Origin of the sequence: Erythrobacter colymbi, assembly GCF_002155685.1 — a bacterium.
Lineage (GTDB): Bacteria > Pseudomonadota > Alphaproteobacteria > Sphingomonadales > Sphingomonadaceae > Erythrobacter > Erythrobacter colymbi.
In genome coordinates this window covers 75,233-96,872 of record NZ_MUYK01000008.1, presented here as the reverse complement: position 1 = coordinate 96,872, position 21,640 = coordinate 75,233, and the positions used below count along the sequence as shown (strand labels likewise).

The 21,640-nt window shown below is 63.0% G+C and carries 13 protein-coding genes and 1 pseudogene; 7 read left to right on the top strand and 7 right to left on the bottom strand.

All coding sequences use genetic code 11. From position 1 onward, the window contains the following. Nucleotides 1–1,213, top strand: a pseudogene (locus BZF57_RS14835) (IS3 family transposase); the annotation flags it as partial. 35 nt (nt 1,214–1,248) lie between these two features. Here the strand turns inward: BZF57_RS14835 and BZF57_RS20850 are convergent. From BZF57_RS20850 to BZF57_RS20845, 4 genes are all read right to left on the bottom strand, one after another. Further along, nucleotides 1,249–5,307 (bottom strand): HigA family addiction module antitoxin, encoded by a 4,059-nt coding sequence (locus BZF57_RS20850; RefSeq protein WP_143738512.1) that lies wholly within the window; start codon nt 5,305–5,307, stop codon nt 1,249–1,251. A 107-nt stretch (nt 5,308–5,414) separates the two neighbouring features. Then, on the bottom strand, nt 5,415–6,197 hold the full coding sequence (locus BZF57_RS14825; RefSeq protein WP_086739371.1) for a hypothetical protein: 783 nt from the start codon (nt 6,195–6,197) through the stop codon (nt 5,415–5,417). Between the two features lie 410 nt (nt 6,198–6,607). Next, nucleotides 6,608–7,549, bottom strand: a complete 942-nt coding sequence (locus BZF57_RS14820; protein ID WP_086739369.1) for a HEPN domain-containing protein — start codon at nt 7,547–7,549, stop codon at nt 6,608–6,610. A gap of 507 nt (nt 7,550–8,056) precedes the next feature. Then, nucleotides 8,057–8,338, bottom strand: a complete 282-nt coding sequence (locus BZF57_RS20845; RefSeq protein WP_143738511.1) for a hypothetical protein — start codon at nt 8,336–8,338, stop codon at nt 8,057–8,059. Nucleotides 8,339–8,395: 57 nt separating this feature from the next. Here BZF57_RS20845 and BZF57_RS14815 point away from each other — a divergent pair, with 57 nt between their 5' ends. After that, the gene (locus BZF57_RS14815) at nt 8,396–11,314 is read left to right on the top strand and encodes a hypothetical protein (protein WP_086739367.1); all 2,919 of its coding nucleotides are present in this window, start codon (nt 8,396–8,398) and stop codon (nt 11,312–11,314) included. Nucleotides 11,315–11,413: 99 nt separating this feature from the next. After that, entirely contained in the window at nt 11,414–13,108 is a 1,695-nt protein-coding gene (locus tag BZF57_RS14810) for an SH3 domain-containing protein (RefSeq protein ID WP_086739365.1), read from the top strand. A gap of 256 nt (nt 13,109–13,364) precedes the next feature. Here the strand turns inward: BZF57_RS14810 and BZF57_RS14805 are convergent, their stop codons facing one another. Together BZF57_RS14805 and BZF57_RS14800 are read right to left on the bottom strand one after the other, a co-directional pair. Next, the gene (locus BZF57_RS14805) at nt 13,365–15,743 is read right to left on the bottom strand and encodes a YbcC family protein (RefSeq protein ID WP_206073278.1); all 2,379 of its coding nucleotides are present in this window, start codon (nt 15,741–15,743) and stop codon (nt 13,365–13,367) included. Nucleotides 15,744–15,773: 30 nt separating this feature from the next. Continuing rightward, a complete protein-coding gene (locus tag BZF57_RS14800; protein WP_086739361.1) occupies nt 15,774–17,339 on the bottom strand; it encodes a proton-conducting transporter transmembrane domain-containing protein in 1,566 nt (521 codons plus the stop codon). Between the two features lie 129 nt (nt 17,340–17,468). Here BZF57_RS14800 and BZF57_RS14795 point away from each other — a divergent pair, with 129 nt between their 5' ends. The 4 genes from BZF57_RS14795 to BZF57_RS14780 all read left to right on the top strand — a co-directional run bounded on the left by BZF57_RS14795 (nt 17,469) and on the right by BZF57_RS14780 (nt 21,295). Then, entirely contained in the window at nt 17,469–18,365 is an 897-nt protein-coding gene (locus BZF57_RS14795; RefSeq protein ID WP_086739359.1) for a LysR family transcriptional regulator, read from the top strand. A gap of 82 nt (nt 18,366–18,447) precedes the next feature. Further along, the gene (locus BZF57_RS14790) at nt 18,448–19,593 is read left to right on the top strand and encodes a beta-ketoacyl-ACP synthase III (RefSeq protein WP_086739357.1); all 1,146 of its coding nucleotides are present in this window, start codon (nt 18,448–18,450) and stop codon (nt 19,591–19,593) included. Between the two features lie 50 nt (nt 19,594–19,643). Continuing rightward, nucleotides 19,644–20,393, top strand: coding sequence for a phosphatidylserine decarboxylase (locus tag BZF57_RS14785; RefSeq protein ID WP_086739355.1), 750 nt, complete (start codon nt 19,644–19,646; stop codon nt 20,391–20,393). After that, entirely contained in the window at nt 20,390–21,295 is a 906-nt protein-coding gene (locus BZF57_RS14780) for a CDP-alcohol phosphatidyltransferase family protein (RefSeq protein WP_086739353.1), read from the top strand. The genes BZF57_RS14785 and BZF57_RS14780 overlap by 4 nt, the downstream gene beginning before the upstream one ends. On the opposite strand, the gene BZF57_RS14775 is transcribed toward BZF57_RS14780, so the two are convergent. Continuing rightward, entirely contained in the window at nt 21,237–21,491 is a 255-nt protein-coding gene (locus tag BZF57_RS14775) for a hypothetical protein (RefSeq protein ID WP_086739351.1), read from the bottom strand. The two genes, BZF57_RS14780 and BZF57_RS14775, sit on opposite strands and share 59 nt — an antisense overlap. Between the last annotated feature and the right edge of the window lie 149 nt (nt 21,492–21,640).

Genomic DNA, 21,640 nt, shown 5'->3' with positions numbered 1-21,640 from the left:
CAGAGCTGTGCCGCAAGGAAGGCATCGCCCAGAGCCTGTATTACACTTGGTCGAAGGAGTTTATGGAAGCAGGTAAGCGCCGGTTGGCCGGTGATACCGCCCGTGCCGCGACCACTGGCGAGGTGCAGGATCTGCGCCGCGAAGCCCGCGCCCTGAAGGAATGCGTGGCCGACCTGACGCTGGAAAACCGTTTGCTCAAAAAAAGCATGATCGCGGATGGGGGCGACGAAGAATGAGGTATCCCGCATCCGAGAAGCTCGAGATCATCAGGATCGTCGAGCAGTCCCACCTGCCTGCCAAGCGAACGCTGGACCAACTCGGCATCGCCCGGCGGACGTTCTACCGCTGGTATGACCGCTACCTCGCAGGCGGCCCGGAGGCGTTGGCGGATCGGCCATCGGCTCCAGGCCGGGTGTGGAACCGGATCGCGCCCGAGGTGCAGGACCAGATCGTCGAAATGGCGCTGGAGCAGTCCGAGCTGTCACCGCGCGAACTGGCGGTGCGATTTACCGATGAGCGCCAATACTTTGTGTCCGAAGCTACGGTTTACCGCCTGCTCAAGGCCCACGATCTGATCACCAGCCCGGCATACGTCGTGGTGAAAGCGGCTGATGCGTTCCATACCAAGACGACCCGGCCGAACGAGATGTGGCAGACCGATTTTACCTACTTCAAGATCATCGGGTGGGGCTGGATGTATCTCTCCACCGTGCTCGACGACTTCTCGCGCTACATCATCGCCTGGAAGTTGTGCACCAACATGCGGGCCGAGGATGTGACCGACACGCTGGATGTAGCGTTGGTCGCATCCGGATGCGACAGCGCCACGGTGTTGCACAAGCCCCGGCTGCTCAGCGACAATGGTCCCAGCTACATCGCGGGCGAACTGGCTGAATACATCGAGGCCAACAAGATGAGCCACGTGCGCGGCGCCCCGATGCACCCCCAGACCCAGGGCAAGATCGAGCGCTGGCACCAGACCCTTAAAAACCGCATCCTGCTCGAGAACTACTTCCTGCCCGGCGACCTTGAGGCCCAGATCGAGACCTTCGTCGAGCACTACAACCACCGCCGATACCACGAGAGCCTAAACAACGTGACGCCCGCAGACGCCTACTTCGGCAGGGCACCAGCCATCATCAAACAACGCGAAAGGATCAAGCGACAGACCATTGAACATCGGCGCTTGCAACACCGTAAGCTCGCCGCCTAAAACCCAACAACAGACGAGGCCCGCACTCCGCTAATTTACGCCGCGACCTGTGCCAAATGTTCTGACGACGGACAATGCCACTCAGCATCGCGCTGGTATATGTCAGCAATATTGTTCAGCATGCGCGAAGTGAACGGGTGTGAGGGCGCAAGTGCGGCGGCCCACAACCGATATTTGGCCTCCAAGACCCGTTCCTGATCGCCGCCGTGCCCTCGGTAGACTACGCCACGAGAGTTATAGACGCCCAGCTCCATCCCACGTGAGATCTGCTCTGTGCCTACGCTTTCCAAAGCTAGCCGGACAGCTTCATTGGGCCAGATACCGTCCTTGCCAGGTTCACACCTTCCCAGAAGCTGGCCGATGCATTGATCCCCGATCTCGCCGCGAGAAAGTTCGGCTAACTGAGATCGAACGTCCGTGATCCAATGGATTAGGGTTGCGACGTCAATTTCACCTTCGTCGTTTGATCCTGGTGTTCTGCGGATATAATCCAAAACACGATAGACATTATGGAAAATGACTTCTTTATTTGCATCATCTGGGATCTGATATTGTTCAGGATCAGTCCCACCGTCCTTCCGCTTATACATTAGAGCCACAAGCTGGACGAAAGACGCGGGTTCGCTTGAGATCTTTTTCTCTAGATTGGGGATGCCATATTTGTTGTTCGTGAGGGAATCGACTAGTGCTACCTCAATTGAGGCCATCTCATCCATTGATAATTCCCGAGATGCGTTCAGATGCTTCATCGCATCTGAGAGGCGGTACCCGTCAAGTAAGTAGGCCCCAGGTTCCTCGTTGCCACCAGCAACCAGCGATCGCATCAGTTTCGCCAAGGTCGGTCCGCCCAACTTTTCAACGTCGAAGCGGATACTGCAAAAGGCTGCGCGGGGCCGGTTTGCCCTAAGCAGTTTGTCCACCATCTCCTGTAGCTCGTCAGCTTCAAGCCGCCAGGCATTGGGGATCAGTTCACGCCAGTACCGCCCAACCAAATCGGGCCTTTGCTCCTCAATCATTCGCCACGTAGGACGATTGATCGGGCAAATCTGGAAAAGCCGAATTGCCGCATCATCGTCGATAATCGGAACACCTTCCTTCGTTGCCATAACCTGAAACGCGTACCCGAGTGCGGCTTCTTCACCCTCTCTGTTCAACAAACCATTGGCGCAGGTCAAAAGTTTGGAACGCATTTCGAGGTCGTCGTACGAGACTAATTCACGAACCAACTCAATGGTTTGCTCAGTAGTGATCGCTTTTGACAAATGATATCCGACCGCATAGCTGGCGTTAGCGTTCGCTAGGAGATCTAAGATACCTAGCAGGCCTTTGGACGCAAAAACTTCAGCCGCGGCAGCATCACGCAAATCCGAGATACGTTTCTCCCGTTTTTCATAGTCAAAGTCTTCGTCATCAAGCTCGACACGGGATTCGTGAACCCAACTTTCTGCAAAGAGCCAGCGATGCTTTTGCACCGGATCAATGGGTTGAAGTCGGGTGGCGAGATTCGACAAGTATTTCGAGATTTTTGTGGCCTTCCTTCGCGACTTCGTCGAAGCCGAGTAACCCATCAATCGGAGGGTTTCGCAGAGCTGAGATTTGGCATCATCGCCCGGTTTTGCCTCAAACCACTCCTCGATCTTTAGTGTCAGCCGGTCGTGATCTGCGTCGCTAAACTGGTCAGCTATTTCTAACAGCTGTGCGAGCTTTTCTGTGCTTGGCGCAGTCCATGACAGCATGAGGTCCAGCGCAGCATCGCACATTGAGTACATTTCTACATTGGTCAAACGACGAGGCCCCGACCACATGATCGGACGATAAGTAGGGCGCGCATTGGGCGTCGCCACTCGATGGCTCTGGGCGACTTGAGCGTGGCATATGCGCCAGCCTACCTCTGGGCTTTCGGCTACGATAACTTTCAGCGCGTCAATACGCCCATCAATCTCCACACAAGTTTCCGGGTGCCAGCAACTCACAAGGGATTCTAAAGAATTCTCTGGCTTGTTCATATAGTTGTCATTGATTGGCACTTCGCTTAGCGCCGCCAAAATACGCACAACATCCAGATAATGTGTGGGGTCCCAAGCAAGAAGTTCTAACGCCCAGAGCAGACCGGTGCGGTCTGGGCTGTCAAACCCACCTGGTGAGACCGGTCGAAGCATTAGTTTAATCTGAGAATCCGCCTCCTTGGAAAGGTCGGCTTTGACTGCGGCCAAAAAGCTGCGTGGGGATGCCTCGGCCAGCGATTGCATATCTGAGGAGAGCGCAACCATATGCCGGTATGGCTTATTCAAGACCAAATGCTCCACCAGCCGATCAATGCGGGGGGCAATCTTTTCCAATCGCCCTTTCGTAAGTTCGTCACCATACACTGCGAGCAGCACAAGCATGTCGCCAATAGCTTGACGCAATGATCCTGAGATTTCCCGTTTTTTGCCGTAAATACCAGCGGACCAGCGCTTGTCTGGCTCCAGATCGAGAGCCGGATCATCCTCTGAAAGGACAAATTCAGCGGCGTTCAAAAACGCTTCAAGGTCGGAATCCAGTAAACTGGAATGAGCTGCAAACAGTGCATCTCTGCGACATACAACTCCCCTGTAATTTCCAATCGCCCAGACAGGGGTATCGGGAAGCGCCAATAGATCTAGCATGTCCCGTTCTACCTGCTCGTAAGACGCACTCTGTGCTAAGCTGACAACAATTTCACGATCCCACTCGTTCGTTTTGTTCCATGCTCCAGCTAGTAGAATCGGAATAAGTTTGCGTGCAAGAGCGCTGCCTTGTTTGGACCACTCGGGATTTTTCAGTTCAGGAAGGGTGGCGAGGTGGCGACGCAATATTGTCGGTGATTGGGCGGTCTGTGCGCTAATCGCGGAAACCTCTTCATGAGCGTAACCCATATCTGCAAGAGCAAGCCGAAAGGATTCACCGTCAACCTGATCTAGCTCGATGTCCGCATCCTTTTCGATAGCCTTCTTGGTCCGGACCGCGACAATATGATGCGAGGCCAAGTAGGGGCCAGCGACCTTTTCAACTTCTTCGTTGTCGATAACAATTATACTACCGAATGTCGCAGCGGCTGTGCGGCGAAGTGCATCTGGCGTTGAAGTGACGACTGCCGTTTCCCTTACATGCCCGCTTAAAGCGCATGCCAGCCACGCCAAACCCTCAGCTAATGAGTCCGCTGTCACCACAAGCGGCCGCCCACCCGTATCAGCGAGCCAACGTTCTAATGTAGATAAGTTCGCTTTGATCGAGCCGTCGAATAACCGTGCCGACAATTCAGGTTTCGTTGATTTCGCCCACTCAATCCAGCAGCGATCAAGCGATCTGACGCCATCGGTGGGGCGACCGATTTGCTCGGCAAACCATATCTGTGTTGCAACCGAAATTTCGAGCCATTGAGAAAGATCATCGGCGTCATACGCCCGGACATCTCGCCATTTTCCGGATGCACGGTGTGACTTGGCCCATGCTTTCTTTCCTTCCCAGCGACGCGGGGTTACATAAATGAAGGTGATGTCTTTCCGCTTTTGAGGGCTGAGCGTTGCTTCACGAGAACGAATATCATCGTTAGGCTTTCCTGGAAGGTTTGCCGAGTTGCTAAGTTCCCAACACGATTTTCCACTTGGCACCTTTTCGGAGCCTTGCGCTGTAGCGGTTATTCCATCCCACCCATGCCGCTCGGCTTCTTCCTCACCGTGAAAATCCAGCTCCGTCAGATCGGGCGTCGTCGCGAAGACGAGGCGGCGCACGAGAAGTGGTAATGCAGCGCGGGAAGAAACACGTTTAGTAAGTGACCAGTTTTCGATCTCCCCTGCGCCAATGGTCAGGTACCCGGCTGAGTTCTTGGAAGTTTGTCGCGCACGTTCAGCAGCTTCATCGATTTGCATTTGCAGAGCAAGCAGCGCTGCTGAAGTCGTTTCAAAACAGCGCTCTAGGCGTGCAGCCATTTCTGCCGACAGCTTGGCTTTACCGGTGAGAAATGAATGTAAGGTCTGCCGGGCTACGCCTAGTCGGCGAGCGGCCTCCGCAACTGCCATACCTGCCGGTATGACTTCCGCTTTCACATACGCGCCAACCGATGAGTAAGCCATTTTCCATGTCCTGTGTCATGTAAACACGACACATGACACATGTCATGGATTGCGTCAAATGGAGTAAGGTGCGTGTCACTAGGCTAATTGTACCTGAAGCGATGTGCCTACGAACCTTGAGCGGGGGCCTTCGGCGCATCCACTGCTTTCACATGCTGAACACTCAACTGGCTGTGCGGGTGCGAGTCTTCCCAGCTAATCGTTATCCAGCTGATCGACTTAGCGTATTGTATCTCGATCCGACCTGGCCGATAATTCGCGGTCACCAGCTCAGGAAATCGCTCGGGGTCGAACGGCTCGAGTAGCAGCACGAAACTGAAACCGAGGATGTTGACCTTAAGCGCAACAATCTCATCCTTCCCGTGTATTGTCTCGACCCATGGGATCAATTGGAAACGCGAATGGTTGAGCATGAAATCGCCCTCCTGCATTGTGCAGTAGAGCCCGGATCCTTCTGGCCAAGCGGTGGGGTCGTCGAGCAACTCAATAAGTGAGTTGTCTTGGGCGAAAGCGCCGGAAAGCCGCTCTTCACCCCTCGCCAAGTTCCCCGACACAGCTAATGCCTTCGCCGTTTTCAATATCCATCTTTCTAGGTCGTAGCCTGAGACTAGCGAATGGCGGGGCTCGCCTGCGTCGACCTCTAGAAAAGTCTTGAGGGACTGGAATAAATGCTTCGCAGCATTGTCGATTGGGCTTAGTGCGCTGTTATGCTTGGCACAGAGGCAGTTAGCACGCAGCGCATTCGCGCCAAGAACTCGTTCCTCGCCTTTTGGCAGCCAAGGCACGCCGGCGATCGAGAACTCACCGTTTCCTTGAAGGACCAGCATCACCGACTGCGATATCAAATGCTCGCCCGAGATTGGCGCTTCGCAAGAGCCAAGCTCGCGCATGTAGCACTTGTCGACGACGCCTGCTGGTGGCAATGCTCGCAGGCCGAGTGATGTCGCTCGCCTATGCCAAGTGCGGCCATTGAAGCAGCACGACCGCGCTATCTCGTTTGCCCCGCACGGGCAGGGACCATTTAGTGCTGCTTCCCTTCGGCGCCTCGCTTCACCCACGCTTCCCTCGATTTTTTTGACTGCTCGCACCCTGAATCATCTGCAGGTTCCAGAATGCAAAAATCCCGGCTGGACCTTCCAGAGCGTCGGGTTTTTTTGCCGGGTGACCAAAATAGCTAATGTGGTTGATTTTGTCAGGCGGCGACGCTCGCGCTACGCAAATTTGCGCTGCAACCGGGCCGCAAGATGAAGGTTGGCTTGCGGTTCGGAGTCCGTGATAGCCGATGGGATGACCCATCCCCTCATAGAACCTTGTCCGGTCTTGCCTTCGCGTCCGCTTTGAGCTTTTCGATCCTCTCGGAGCAGACCTCGTGAACAACGCGACCAAGCTCCTCGACCTGTGCGCCGAGCCATTCGAGCTCTTCCTTGGTGACGCGGTAGTGCTTCGAGTAGCGCGCCTTGACGTAGGCGTCTTTGAGCTTTTCGAACCGCGCGCGATCGCGCTTTGCCTCGCGCGGCCAGACATAGGTGAGGCGCGGATCGATCCGCTCAGCCTGGGTGCGCAGGAAACCGAGATTGTGCACGTGGGGCGTGTAGAACGTCGAGACCAGCAGGACGCAATGGTAGAGCCGCTCAGTGGCTTGGTGCAGAATAAATGCGGCATCGCGCCACTCTTGCTGTGACAGAAAGAAGTGGAACCCCTTCTTTGCACTCGCGGCAAGCGGGAACCACTCTTCGAGATAGCCTTGCGCCATCGTCAGCGCCTGCGTCGGGGTCTTCGGCTTGGGGGTATGCAGCTCGGTGTCGTCGGACTGGTAGACCGCGATCCCTTCGGCCTTCACGTCCATGAAAAAATATCGCCCGTGCGCAAGCCCGTCGTTTACTTCCTGCAGGGTGTGGACGATGAAGTTGACCGGCGTCTGCAACGTCCCGGTCACGCCATATTCGCGCATCAGCCGCTCATCGAGCTTGGCCCAGTACTTGACCCTGTCGGTCAGCCGTTTGTCGCTGACGATGATCAGCAGATCGAAGTCCGAGCGGTAGCCTTTGGCGGTGTGGGGCTCATCGACCCAGGTGCCGCGCGCATAGCTGCCGTAGAGGATGACCTTGAGGATGCGCCCGGCCTTCTTCCATTCGTGCTTGGCGAGCGCGAAGGCGTCGTCGAACTCCTCGAAGATCAGCTGCACCACGCGCTCAAGCTCGCGCTGCTTTTGCGGGGGCAGATGATCAAGATCGGTGCGCATTGTTCAGGCAGTCTAGCAAGCTGTTGAGCAACTTGCACCTCTGCGGCGACCATCATCCGCACCAATGACACCAAACAGGATGCATCCGCGCTCCGGCATCCGGCCGCAGGGCGTCCCTTGATGTCGTCAATACCAAGAACTGGGGAGGGGGAAGCGTAGCTCCTTTGAACCGACCTCAGGTCTGTCCTTCAGGATTGTGCCTCATTTAGGTCGAACGTCTTGACGCACATCTGGGCCGCTGAATGTCGCCAGCGCTTCACAAGCAGCGCCATTCTGCTAGATTTTGGATGGCAAAATCGTGAACCTAATCAGAGTTCTATCGAGAAGTTTGTGGGGTTCGTTGTGGGGACGCCGTCGTGTGGCCTCCTAAACACTACGCAATATCAATAGGATGAGGCGTAGGTTCGGTATAAGCCCTGCCACCACACCCTCCCGTTTTCGGCGACCTTGACTGCGGCCTTGGGCCGGGGATCTCCCTCGTCAGCGCGGCTTGTTTCGAAAGAACAGTTAGCCATCGCAATGACTCGGAAATTGTCGTAATATCAGACCGTATTGACGGATCGACCACAGCCGGGGGGCGAAAAGTGGGCCACGCACATCTTTTCTGGAAGACCGCGAGCCGGATTGGCCGACGCGGTTGCCGTTCGTCTGACGCGCGGCGAGCGGACGCGTGTCCGCTTTCGCCGGGTCGATGATCAGGCAGGCCTTCGGATACGGCAGCTGGCCAAGCCAGCGGAAAATGGCCGCAGGCAACCGGGTGTGAATTAGGCAGAGCAGCCGGTGCTGCATAAAACCTGCCCGGAAAGACCTGAATTAACTCGAAAGCTTTGGGGAGGAAGCTGAGCCATGACCAAATATCTCGACATCCTGAAGGTCGGTGCCCGCGCGCTTGATCTTTCGTCGGAACTTGAAGCGCTGCAAGCCATCGAGACCGTGGCGCGGCGCTGGGCCGAGCTCAGCCCCCGCCTCGACGGGTTCACGTCCGTGATCGATTTCATCGCCCGGGTGGACGAGGAAATCGACCGGGAGGACGTCAAGGCCGCCTTTGCCGCTCTCGGGCTCGAGCAAACCCTTGAAAGCCTCACGAAGCTGCGGACGAAGATTTCATCAGTCCTCGAGACGATCGGCCTCAGCCATGCGGAACGATTGGTTCACCCGCTGTCGCGACATCCCGAAAGCGAGTTTTCGGAAAACACCGGGGCCGTTTCGTGGAGCCTGATCGACGCAGGGGATGCCGATGCCAGTGCCGGTGAGAGCGCCGACTTCGATTTCGACCTCGGCGGAAAGGCCGAACTGGTGCTCGAGGGCGGCAGCCTGTGGCCCTATTCGCTCGAAGCCCCGCGCGAGCGCATGGTGCGGATCGGAGCGGCCGGCAAATTGTCGGCGAAAGGGGCGGGCAAGGTTCCCTTCAGTTTCGGTTCGGCCGGCCTCTCGATCGGAGGCGATGGAGAAGCCAGCCTCGACTATTACTTCGAGCCGTCAGACCAGAACCAGCTGCTGTGCAGCGCCGTGGCGACCCGGCTGGCGCATGTGCCGAGCCCGTTCGATATCGCGGCGGTGCGCCGGGCGATGAATTCCGCGAGCGACTTCTTCGGCTATGACCTTGTGCTGGGCGGCGGGGTCACGGCGCAGGTGGATGTCGCACTCGGCAAGAGCTTCGAGATACCCGCTGTCGGCAGCGCCGCGATCGCTTTGACGTTCAAGGCCACCCTGATCCGCAAGCGCAAGTTCCAGATCTCGCTCCGCCGCCTCGGGGCGCCCAACGCGATCGATCCTGATCTGCGCCTTGTCGTCTCCGGTCAGAAGAACCGCCGCGACGAACACTCGCTCGGGATCAAGATCTCGCTCGATTTCGGCAAGCTTGCCGATCACATCCATGAGCAGTTGGAACCTATCGTCAAGGAATGGGACGACGGGCTGGCCGCGATCACGCCCTATCTCAAGCCGGGCACCTATCTGCAAGGCAAGGCCGGCAGCCTGTTCGACGGCGTGATCGGCGATCTGCTGGGCGACACGAAGATTGCCGCCGCGATCAAGGCCGACATGGCGCTGCTGCTGGGCACGGCAACCGCAGACAGCACGGCAATCGGCGATTTCCTTGCAGACCAGCTCAAGGGCGCGCTCGACGGGCTGGTCTCGGCCGGGTTCGGCGAAATCGACGAGCAGGCCGGGCTCTTGCTCGCGGCGCTCAAGGCGCGCTTGCCGCTGTTTGAATCGCTCGACAAGGACGACGCCGTGCTGGGCGAGCTGCGCAAGCTGATTGCCGCGTTCAAGGACGATCTGTCCGGCACCATCGGCGCGGTGACGGACACCAAGCCCAAGCGGCAGAAGATCGCGAAAATCCTGTCGCGCGTCGGGGCCGATGCCAACCGGGTGGTCGCCAACGTCGACGACGCGCTTGCCGGAATTCGCAAGCTGATCGCCGCCTATGATGGCACCGTCAAGAAGGCGCTGGAGATGCTGACCAAGGCCGCCAACCGGCAGGTCAGTCTCACCATCACCTATGCGCAGGTCAAATCCGACGACACCACGATCGAGCTCAACGCCAAGCTCTTCGCGGGGGTTTCGCAACCCACCTTCGACACCCTTCTGTCGGGCAATTTCGCAGACCTTGCCAAGCTTGTGCTCGATCCGGGGCAGCACGTCCTGTTCGACGAGGGAACGGCGCTCAAGCGGGTCGTCACGCATACCCAGACCAGCGGCGGGGCCTTCATCGGCTTCGGCGTCAAGGCGGATTTCAAGACGGTGTTCACCGGCAAGGCGGAAATCGCGCTGGACCACCGCGGGAACGTCACGGTGCTCTCGAAAGGACTGGCGCAGGACATCTCGACCACGGCCTTCGGCGACAAGGAGACTACCGAGGCGACCTTCTTCGACAGCATCAGCATCGCCCGTGCGATCGATGCGGAAAGGACGCCGGCCAAGCCCGGCATTCTCGATCTGGGGCTCAACATGCGCAGGAAGGACGGCAAGGGGCTCAAGCTCAACGAATTGCAGAAGCTGATCGACGACATGCAGCGCTTCAGCCTGCTGACTGCGCAAGGCGCCCGCGATGCGGCGGAAACGGTCAAGAGCTGGATCGATGCAGGCGGGAGTCGCCCGGTTCCGGCGGTGATCGACGTGGCCTTGCCGCTGACCGGACAGCAGATGATGCAGGTGCTCGAGGCCAATCCCGAACAGACGATGCGCGTTGCCGTCGATGCGCTGATCGACACCGCGACCGGCGCGCCCGACGTGAAGCTGAAGCATCACACGAACGGGCTGGAGGCTGCGCTGAAGCTGCTCAGGATGCAGAGTGGCACCGATCTCGAAATCATGATGGCGCTCGGCCGGAAGGAATGGTCGGAGAGCTGGGCGAAGCAGGAAATCGCCGGCTCGGTTACCATCGGCAGCGGGTCAAGCGGCAGGATGAGCGACTTCCTGCTTCTGCATGAGCGGGTCATGGCTGGTTGGCACCTGATCAAGCTGGCCGAAGAACTGCACAAGCTCTCGTCCGATCTGCCGATTGTTGCGGGCAATCCGGAGGCCTGGAACTTCGATGAATTCGCCAAGGCGCAGAAGCGCGTGATGGGCCGGACCAAGGACTGGCTTGCCACCGGCCAGAAGTTCATCGTCTTCGGAACCGATGGCATCGACAGGCGCATGGCGGCGTTCTTCATCGCGCTGGGCGGCATGGCCGGGCTCTCCGAAGAGCAGGTGCGCCAGACCGTCACGCTGAGCATCCAGCACACGGGAGACGTGAACAAGCTGATCGTCGTCAGCTAGACCGCGCCTGCGCCCGGCTATCGCCATTCGTCAACCGGCCAGCGGGTCGAAACGGCAGGCGATGCGGATAATCGCAATTCTTTTGGGTGGGGGGTTACCATGCCGAATACTGCCGACATCAAGTGGTTCAAGGATCAGTTCGGACCTGCCATCACGCAGGCCGTTGCGACTACGCCGTTCGACCTCGACATGCTGGTCGCGCTGGCCTGTCAGGAGACGGGCTACATCTGGGCAACCCTTCGCCGCAAGGGGATGGCGGTGCCGGACATTCTTGCGTTGTGTGTCGGCGATACGCTCGACCGCACGTCGACATTTCCCCGGGACCGCGCGCACCTGGAATCGCGGCCGGGAGGGACGGCCATGTTCGCCAAGGCGCGGGCAGCTCTGCTGGCCATGTCCGCGCACATTCCCGGCTATGGCGGAGCCGCGGCCAACCCGAACAAGTTCTGCAAAGGCTTCGGCATCTTCCAGTATGATCTGCAGTTTTTCAACGTGCAGACCGCACCGTACTTTATGGGCGGCTATGCCGACTTTGCCAATTCGCTGAGCCGCTGCATCACCGAACTGACGGCAGCCATGCAGCGCGCCAAGATCCCTGCCGGCACGCGGCTCACCGACATGCAACGCGCGGCCATTGCCATCGCCTACAACAGCGGATCATACAAACAGGGGTTGGGGCTCAAGCAGGGCTACAGGGCCTCGGACGGGACCTACTACGGGGAGAACTACTACAAGTATCTCCAACTGGCCCACAGCGTTGCCGCCGGCGACGGCGTGCCTGTCGCTCCAACGCCGGGTAAGGCGGTTCTGCCGCCCAGCACAGGCGTCGATATTGCGACCCCCTATGTCGTCAAGACCACCAATGGCGGCGTACTCAATCTGCGCAGCTCACCCGAACAGAAGGACCGGCCGAGCAACATCCTGCGCGGACTGCCGGCCGGCCATCCGGTCAGTGTGCTCTCTCCCCGTCAGGAGAAAAACGGGTTTCTCAGGATCGAAACCAACCTTCTGGGTGCCCACCTAACAGGCTGGGCCGCAGCGAAGTTCCTGAGCCCGGCGGCGACCGAAACCGTGGCCAAAGAGCTCGCGGTCCAGCTGGTTCCGGATACGCCGGCGCTTCCGGCCGCCTATCTCCCGCTGGCGGCGGGCACCATCATTGCCCGCGCCAAGCCGGCCAATGCGGGCTCGCTCAATGAAGCGGGCCAGCCTGGCCGCAGCGGTGCGACACCGGCGGAACTGTGCCAGTCGATCAAGGCCATCGTCGACTGGCTCGATCCTGAAAAGCCGGCGCACAAACGCTACTGGCCGCGTAACGGTCTGACTTTCTGCAACATCTACGCGCATGATTTCTGCCATCTGGCGGGAGCCTATCTACCGCGGGTGTGGTGGAACGCGGCGGCGATCGCCAAGCTTTCGGCGGGCATTGCGATCGAGCCGCTCTACGGGGCGACAGTCGACGAGCTGCGCGCCAACGACCTGTTCCGCTGGCTGCGCGATTTCGGACCGCAGTTCGGCTGGCGCCAGATGGGTACGCTGACGAAGCTGCAACTGGCGGCCAATTCCGGCGGGATCGGCCTGATTGTCGCGCGCCGCAAGGAGGAGGGCAAGTCCGGCCACATCGTCATCGTCGTTCCTGAAGCTGATGACCGGCGAGCGAAGCGCAATTTGGCCGGCGAAGTCACGCTGCCGCTCCAAAGTCAGGCGGGGGCGAAGAATTTCCGCTACAGCACTGGCACAAGCCCGTGGTGGACTGGCGCACAATTCGCCGAATTCAGTTACTGGATCCACGCCTAGCGCCTTCCGCTGTTCGTCCCACACACCCGCGCGCCATGTTTCACGTGAAACGCTGCGGATAGAGGGGTGCGAGAGGGGGCTGGCGGGGGTCTGGAGGGGGGGCGAGAGCCGGTTGGCGCCGTGCTGGTGTCCGGCGAGGGGGGGCTCAGAAAAGGCACGCGCCGCCGCCCGCCGGCGGCGACCTGCCGGCTTTGCGGCAGGTCGTGACCCCGGAGCGGGCGACGGCGCGCGCGTCAGCGCTTCGTCAGGCGGCGCTTCAGGCTGCGAGCTTCTCCGGCGCGGCGTCGGCCCATTGGAGGCCGGGGAGGTAGCGCGCGGCCACCTTTCCACCTTCGAGTGCGAAGAGGTGCAGCCAGCCGTTGTCGAACAGCGCGCGCACCGCGGGGTGCTTGTCGAGGATGCGGAGCATCTCCTCGCGCGGGGCCTCGATCATCACGCTGAGGCGCAGCGGCTCGTGCTGGAGGCCGTCGCCATCGTGGACCGCCTGCCAGGGGAGGCCGGGGCGAAGCTTGCCGCCATTGCCCTCGATCACCCCGATCCCGCCGACCACGTTGTGGATCAGCTTGTTGCCGCCGCCGAACATCTCGGGCGCGACGCTCGAGCCGTAGTATTGCAGGCTGATCCAGCTCGCGACCACCACCGGGGCGGTGATGATGAGCTCCAGAGTGCCGAAGCCCGCGTCCGCCTGCCAGTCGTAGGAGTGGAGGAAGGCGCGCCCGCCGAGGTCGCGGCCCGCCGTCGCCTCGCGCGGGGCGGCGATGAAGGCGGCGCAGCCGGCTAGGCCCCATTCCGGGCGGATCTCGGCCCAGTTCTGGGCGCGCGCGGGGATGCTCTCGCCGCTTGCGCCAGGCATCCGCAGCGCGCGCTCGGCGCGGGCGATCTTCGCCGCCTGCGCCAGCCAGCCGCGCACGATCCCGAGGTCGCCGCCGCGATCGGCGGGGAGGCCATCGTCATAGATCGTGATCGCATCGGTGGTGGTGTCGTGCAGGCCGGCAACGAACAGCGTGTCGGCCGGCACCTCGACCCCGCGCGATGCGAGGCCCGCACGGGTCTCGGGATCGTTGAGCAGGATCGCGAGCAGGCGGGCCGAGACCTCGCCGGTGTAGCCGCCGCAGGCACCGCAGTGGTAGGCGCTCTCGTGCGGGTTGTTGGTGACATTGCCGCCGTGGCCCAGCAGCAGCACGATCGCGCCGTGGCCCTTGGTGAGGCTCATCGCCTTGAGCACGGCAGCGCCGGTATCGGCCTTGGCCTCGGCGCTCATGCCGCCGATGACTTCAGGGGCGGGTTCGGGTTTGGGCTTGGGCACGAAACCCAGCGCCGACTTCACCAGCTTGACCGCATAGACCGGCCCCATCGCCTCGACAAAGGCGAAGGAGGAGACGGCGGCCTGACGGAAGCGGCCCCAGGCGCGGCGGCCGCGCGCGGCGATACGGTCGGCCTGGTCCTTTGCCGGATCGCCCGCGCTGGTGGTGTTGACCGCGGGATTGAGCAGCACCGGCAGGCGCGCTTCGAGGATGTCCGAGCCGTGGGCGTGGTGCGCCAGCGGCAGGCCGAAGAAGCCGGCAAAGCCGATGGTGGCGATGCGCCCGTCGATCCCTTCGAGCGCGCGGCGGAAGACTTCCGAACGCACGTCGATGCAGAAGGCGGCCTGGAGGAAGGGCCGCGCGTCAGTGGCCGGAGCCGCGCCATCAAGCGCGGCGGCAAGGCGGCGCTGGTGGCCGCGGTCGGCGGCGTCCTGCAGGATCGCAAGCGCGATGTCCTCTTCCGACGGGGTGACCGGCGCGGCGTGGGCGTCGACCGTGGCGGCCCACTTCTGGGCGATGGCGGGGGTCTGCACCAGCAGCGCCTCGTCCCAGATCAGGCGGATCGCGAGGAGGTCCATCAGCGTGCGGTCGCTGCCGCCCTGGAGCTCGGCCTGCCACAGGATCCAGCGCGCGTGCTGCGCCCAGCCGCCGAGGCTCATGGCGAGGCGGTGGAAGGCGGTCGGCGCGGCGGCCTCGCTGAGGCCGAGGGTCTCGGCGGCCGAGAGGATCGCGCGTTCGGTGGTGTCCGGCGCGCAGGCGACATGGGCGCAGAAACCTTCGAGCCCGGCGATTTCGGGGGTGAGGTCATGCATCGCCCAGCCGCGCCAGGCGGTGAAGGCCTCGGCACCGGGCGCGGGGCTCCACAGCGCCTGCCCGCGGTCGAAGTGGCCCGCGGCCCACAGGCCGATGCACTTGTCGATCAGCGCGGGCCAGTCGATCCCGGTCGCCTCGGCGGCAAGATCGGCAACCGTCGGCAGCGGGCGCGGGGCGGGGCCGGCCCCGATGCGGGCCGCAGCGTGGCGCAGCATCGCGGTGTCGGCAGGCTTGAGCGGCGAGGGGCAGGCGGCGAGCGCCTCGGCAAGGTCGGCTTCGGTGATCGCCCCGCTGGCGATGGCATCGCAGTAATCGGCGCCATTGCGGGTCACGCGCACCCCGGCGACGCGGGCGAGCCGTGCGGCGGCGGTGGCGAGGTCCTCGCCGGTCTGGCCGAGGAAGGGGTTGACCGCCACGGTCGCATCGAGCGGGAAGGCCGGCGGGATCATGCGCCCGGCGGCTTCGGCAGCTTCGAGCACCGCCGAGAAGCGGGCCGGGGCGATGTCAGCGTGGTTCATCAGCATGGGTCGTCTCCGTGTGCGGGGTGCTTAGCGATGGGTGGTGGTGCGGAAGCCGCCGATGGCGCGGTCCAGCAAGGCGTTGAGGTAGAGGCCGTTGGCGAGGTGAACGCGCAGGCCTGCGGTGGCGGGATGGTGCGCCCACAGCGGGAAGAGCGCCTGGGCGAAGGCGACGAGGCCGAAGCTTGCGACCGCGATCACCAGCAGCGCCCATTCGAGCTCGCCCGGCATCGGCGCGGCGGGCAGCACCCGGCCCCAGATGGCCTGCGCGAGGGTCTGGAAGCTGAAGTACCCGATCGCGGCGGCGAGCGAGGCGGCGGCGGTGCGCTTGGTCAGCGCCACCGGCGCGCGGTCGGCAAGGCCCTGCGCGACAAGGTAGGCCACCCCGAAGATCAGGATCGCGCCGAGGGCGAGCGCCTGCGGGGTCTTGGGGCCGAAGGCGTAGGTGAAGGAGGTCGCGATCGCGGCGAAGATGGCGAGCGCGAGGGCGAAGCTCTTGAGCACCGCAGGCACGCTCGGCACGGCGATGGGGCCAGGGCGGCGGATGTTCGACACCTCGGTCACGGCCGTCCCCGAGGAGAGGAAGGCGTGGGCCTTGTAGAGCGAGTGCGCGACGATGTGGAGCAGCGCCAGCGTCCACAGGCCGAGGCCGCACTGGAGCAGCATGAAGCCCATCTGCGAGACGGTCGACCAGGCGAGCGCGGTCTTGATCGCGCTCTGGGTGAGCATCACCGCCGCGCCGAACAGCGCGGTGAAGCCGCCGATCATCACGAGCGCGGCCATCGCGCCGGTGCTCTGCTGGACGAGGCCCGCCGCGGTGATGAGCAAGACGCCGCCCGAATTGATGATCCCGGCGTGGAGCAGCGCGGAGACGGGGGTGGGGGCCTCCATCACCTCGGTCAGCCAGCCGTGCAAGGGGAAGGCGGCGGTCTTCAAGGCTGCAGCAGCTACGATCGCGGCGACCGCGAGAGTGCCGGCAAGGCCGAGGCCCTGTTCGGCGGCTGCGGCGGGGAGGGCAGCAAGGTCAAGCGTGCCGAAGCGGCTGAATAGCAGGCCCGCGGCGAAGGCCAACAGCACGTCGCCGCCGTGCCAGACATAGGCGAACTTGGTCGCGGCGCGCTGCGCTTCGGGACGGTCAGGGTAGAACAGCAGCAGCTTGCGCAGGGTGAGGCCGACCGCGAAGGTGGCAATGATCAGCGTGGGGAAGGTGCCCGCCTGCGCGAACACCAGCACCGCGGCGAGCGTGGTGAGCATGAGGCCGTGGAACGCCCCCTCGCGCGCCTCGCCGTCGAGATAGGTGCGGCTGTAGCGCATCACGATCCAGCCGATGAAGCCGACGAGGGTGGCGATGCTCTCGGCCACCAGATCGGCGCGCAGGGCGAGGGCGAAGGGGCCTTCGAGGATCGCGGCACCCGACACCGGGCCGAGGGCGTTCTGCACGAGGCCGGTCAGCGCCAGTGCGAAGGCGGCGAAGGCGGAGGCCTCGGCCCAGACGGGCAGGCTCCCCGGGCGCTTGCCGGGGCGGACGACGGCGAGCAGGATACCCGGCAGCAGCGCGAGCGGCGCGAGCAGGGTGAGGGAGAGGGTGTCGGGCATGATGCGGCACTCCGTCGGCAAGAGGGTGATTGCGATGGGGTGCGGATAGGGGCTGGACGAAATTTAAGAAAATACATATTTTGTCGCCAATCGTTCGTTTGAAGCGAACAATTATGCGGAGCGGCTCCCTTGGCGACTCTCAACCTCCACCACCTGCGCCTGTTCCGTGCGGTCGCGCGCGAGGGCACGCTGACCGCGGCGGCCAGGGCGCTCAACATCTCGCAGAGCGCGGTCTCGACCCAGATCAAGGCGCTGGAGACCGATCTCGGCCACGACCTGTTCGAGCGGCGCGGGCGCAACCTGGTGCTGACCGAGGCGGGGCGGATCGCGCTCGACTATGCCGAGCAGATCTTCCGCGCCTCGGAACAGCTGACCGCCACCTTCCGCGCAGTGGGCGGGCAGAGGAAGGTGCTGCGCATCGGCGCGCTCGCCACCCTGTCGCGCAACTTCCAGATGGGTTTCCTCGAGCCCTTGCTGGGCCGCGACGATGTCGAGGTGGTGCTGCGCTCGGGCACGCAGGGCTCGCTGCTGCGTGCGCTCGATGCGCTCAGGATCGACGTGCTGCTCACCAATCAGGTGCCCGCGCGCGATGCGGCGAGCCCCTATCTGGTGCGCCGGATTGCCGAGCAACCCGTCAGCCTCGTCGGTGCACGCTCGCGCCTCGCGCTCGCCGCACGCGGGCTGCCGGTGCTGCTGGCTGAGGCGCCGCTGATCCTCCCCACGCCCGAGACCGCTCTGCGCGCCGGCTTCGATGCGATGGTCGAGACGCTCGGCATCGTGCCCCGCATCGCCGCCGAGGCCGACGACATGGCGATGCTCCGCCTCCTCGCCCGCTCCGACGCGGGCGTTGCGGTGATCCCGCCGATCGTGGTGCGCGACGAGCTGGCAAACGGGATGCTCTACGAGCTCGCCCAGCTGCCGGGCCTGACCGAGGAGTTTCACGCCGTCACCATCGCGCGCACCTTCCCCAATCCTCTGCTGCGCGAGGTGCTCGGCGGCGGCGCGGAGCCTGCGCCCGCAACCTGACCGCCCACTGACACCGCGCTTGCAAGACTTGCAGCCGGTGTGGGGGCGGATTAAGGCCGCGGTCCCTATTCACGAGAGTTCCATGCAGGAAACGCAAGTCGCACTTACCGGCCGCCCGGTCATTTCCGCCACCGGCCTGTTCACGCCCTCCGAGGTCATCACCAACGAAGAGCTGGTCGCGAGCTTCAACGCCTTCGTCGACCGCCACAACGCGGCGCACGCCGATGCGATCGCGGCCGGAGAGGCCGAGCCGCTGGCCTATTCCTCGGTCGAGTTCATCGAAAAGGCCTCCGGCATCAAGGCGCGTCACGTGATGAGCAAGGCGCCGATCCTCGATCCCGACACCATGTGCCCGCGCCTGCCCGAACGGTCGAACGACGAGATTTCAGTGATGGCCGAAATCGGCGTCGCGGCGGCGAAGCAGGCGCTCGAGCGCGCGGGCCGCAAGCCGGAAGATGTCGACGCCGTGCTGTGCGCCGCCTCGAACATGCAGCGCGCATACCCTGCGATGGCGATCGAGATCCAGCAGGCGCTGGGGATCGAGGGCTTCGGCTTCGACATGAACGTCGCCTGCTCCTCGGCGACCTTCGGCATTCAGACCGCCGCCGACTATGTGCGCGCGGGCAACGCAAAGTCGGTGCTGGTGGTCAGCCCCGAGATTACCTCGGGCCACCTCAACTGGCGCGACCGTGACAGCCACTTCATCTTCGGCGATGTCGCCACCGCCGTGCTGGTCGAGGACGCCGCGATCGCCCCCGCGCAGCACTGGGAAATCCTCGGCACCAAGCTGAAGACGGTGTTCTCCAACAATATCCGCAACAATTTCGGCTTTTTGAACCGCGCCGCGCCCGAGGGCGAGGGCAAAGCCGACAAGCTGTTCGTCCAGGAAGGCCGCAAGGTCTTCAAGGAAGTGGTGCCGATGGTCGCGCAGATGATCATCGACGAGGCGCAGCGGCTCGGCATCGATCCCGAGAGCCTGCGCCGGTTGTGGCTGCATCAGGCCAACGCAGGCATGAACCGCCTGATCGCGCACAAGGTGCTGGGCCACGAGGCCTCCGAGGACGAGAGCCCGACCGTGCTCGATACCTACGGCAACACCTCCAGCGCCGGGTCAATCATCGCCTTTCACCAGCATAACGAGGAGCTTGCAGCCGGTGACACCGGCCTGATCTGCTCCTTCGGGGCGGGCTATTCGGCCGGGACCGTGTTCGTGCGCAAGGTTGCCTGACGGGCCGACTTGCCTTGCGGGGAGCGCAAGCCCTCCCTAGAAGCTGACCGATGGCAGGCGAAATTCTCGACAACAAGGGCCGGGGCGAGGCGGGCTGGGAATGGCCCGCGATCCACCCGGAAGGGCGCAAGTTCGGGCTGATCGCGGCCGGTGCGGCGCTGTTTTTCCTCGCGGTCGGCTGGGGCCTGCTCGGCTGGCCGCTGGCTTTGCTGAGCGCAGGCATCTTCGCCTTCTTCCGCGATCCCGAGCGGGTGGTGCCGCAGGCCGACAATGTGATCCTCTCGCCTGCCGACGGGATCGTCTCGCTGATCACCGAGGTCGAGCCGCCGCTGGAGCTCCAGATCGATGATGGCACCGGCGCGCCGGTCCTGCCCGCCGGGCCGGTGACGCGGGTGTCGATCTTCATGTCGGTGTTCGATGTCCACATCAACCGCACGCCGGTGGGCGGGACGGTGCGGCGCGTGGTCTATATCCCCGGCCGCTTCATCAGCGCCGAACTCGACAAAGCGAGCGAGGAGAACGAGCGCCAGCACCTGCTGGTCGAGCGCAGCGACGGCCTTCGCATCGGGTTCACCCAGATCGCCGGGCTGGTGGCGCGGCGGATCGTGCCCTTCGTCAAGCCGGGCGACATTCTCGCCAAGGGCCAGCGCATCGGGCTGATCCGCTTCGGCAGCCGGGTCGACGTCTATCTGCCTGCGGGCACCGATCCCAGGGTGATGATCGGCCAGACCGTGATCGCGGGCGAGACGGTGCTGGCGGAAATCGGCCAGCGCGGCCTTATCGAAGGAATTTCGCAATGAGCCGCCCCCCTCAACGCCGCGAGAGCGGAGCGCGGGCGCGCAAGCTTCCGGGCGCACGCTTCCTGACCGCGCGGCTCGGGCCCAAGGCGGCCGAGGACGAGGATGACGAGCAGCCGATCCGCGATCCGCGCGCAGGAGGCCTGACGCTGCGGGCGATGCTGCCCAATGCGATCACCGCGGCGGCGCTTTGCTCGGGCCTCACCGGCATCCGTTTCGCGATCGAGGGGCAATGGGCCTTTGCCATCGGGCTGGTGGTGCTGGCGGGCGTGCTCGACGGGATCGACGGGCGCATCGCGCGGCTGCTCAATGCCCAGTCGCGCTTCGGCGCCGAGCTCGACAGCCTCGCGGATTCGCTCTCCTTCGGGGTCGCGCCTGCGCTGATCATGTTCCTGTGGTCGCTTCAGGAGTGGCCGCGCTTCGGCTGGTTCGCCGCGCTCGCCTTCGCGATCTGCTGCGCGCTGCGATTGGCGCGGTTCAATGCGCGGATCGACATGGACGACCAGCCGCACAAATCTGCGGGCTTCCTCACCGGCGTTCCCGCGCCGGTCGGGGCGGGGCTGGCCTTCACGCCGTTCTACCTGTGGCTCGAGACGGGTTCGCCCCTGTTCCGCGAGCCGGTGCTGATGACCGGCTGGCTGACGGTGATCGCGGTGCTGATGATCTCCAACCTGCCGACGCTCAGCTGGGCCTCGCTGCGGCCGCGCCGCTCGATCCGCCTGCCGCTGATCGCCTTCACCGGCCTTGCCTTTGCCGCGCTGCTGCTGGAGCCGTGGTGGACGCTCGCGGCGATCAGCCTCGTCTATCTGGCGCTGATGCCCTACGGCCTTGCCAAATATGCGCGGATCAGGCGGCGGCGTATGCAGGAAGCGGCATCGGACGCAGCCCGGCCGGGCGCCGTGTAGCCACCGCGCGGCGCGGAGCCGGGCGCAGGCTCATTTCGATCGCCGAGGCCTGGAGCGTGATGCCGGCGCGCATCACTTCGCCTTCGCGCAGCAGGCGAAAGTAGAGCGAGCGTGCCTCGCGCAGGGAATGGGCGATGGTCGCCGCGGCGACGAGGCCGGTGAGAGTGAACAGGACGGTGATGGCGGCGGTCAGCATGGCGAATTCCCCTGAATCAATCGTTCGTTCTTTGTTCCACGCCCTTGTTCCCTACATGTTCCAGCCTGTCAAGCGGCTTTGCAACCGTTCCGGCCCGATATTTTACGGATCGCGGGATTCAGGACTGGATTTCGCGTGTTCCCGCCGCT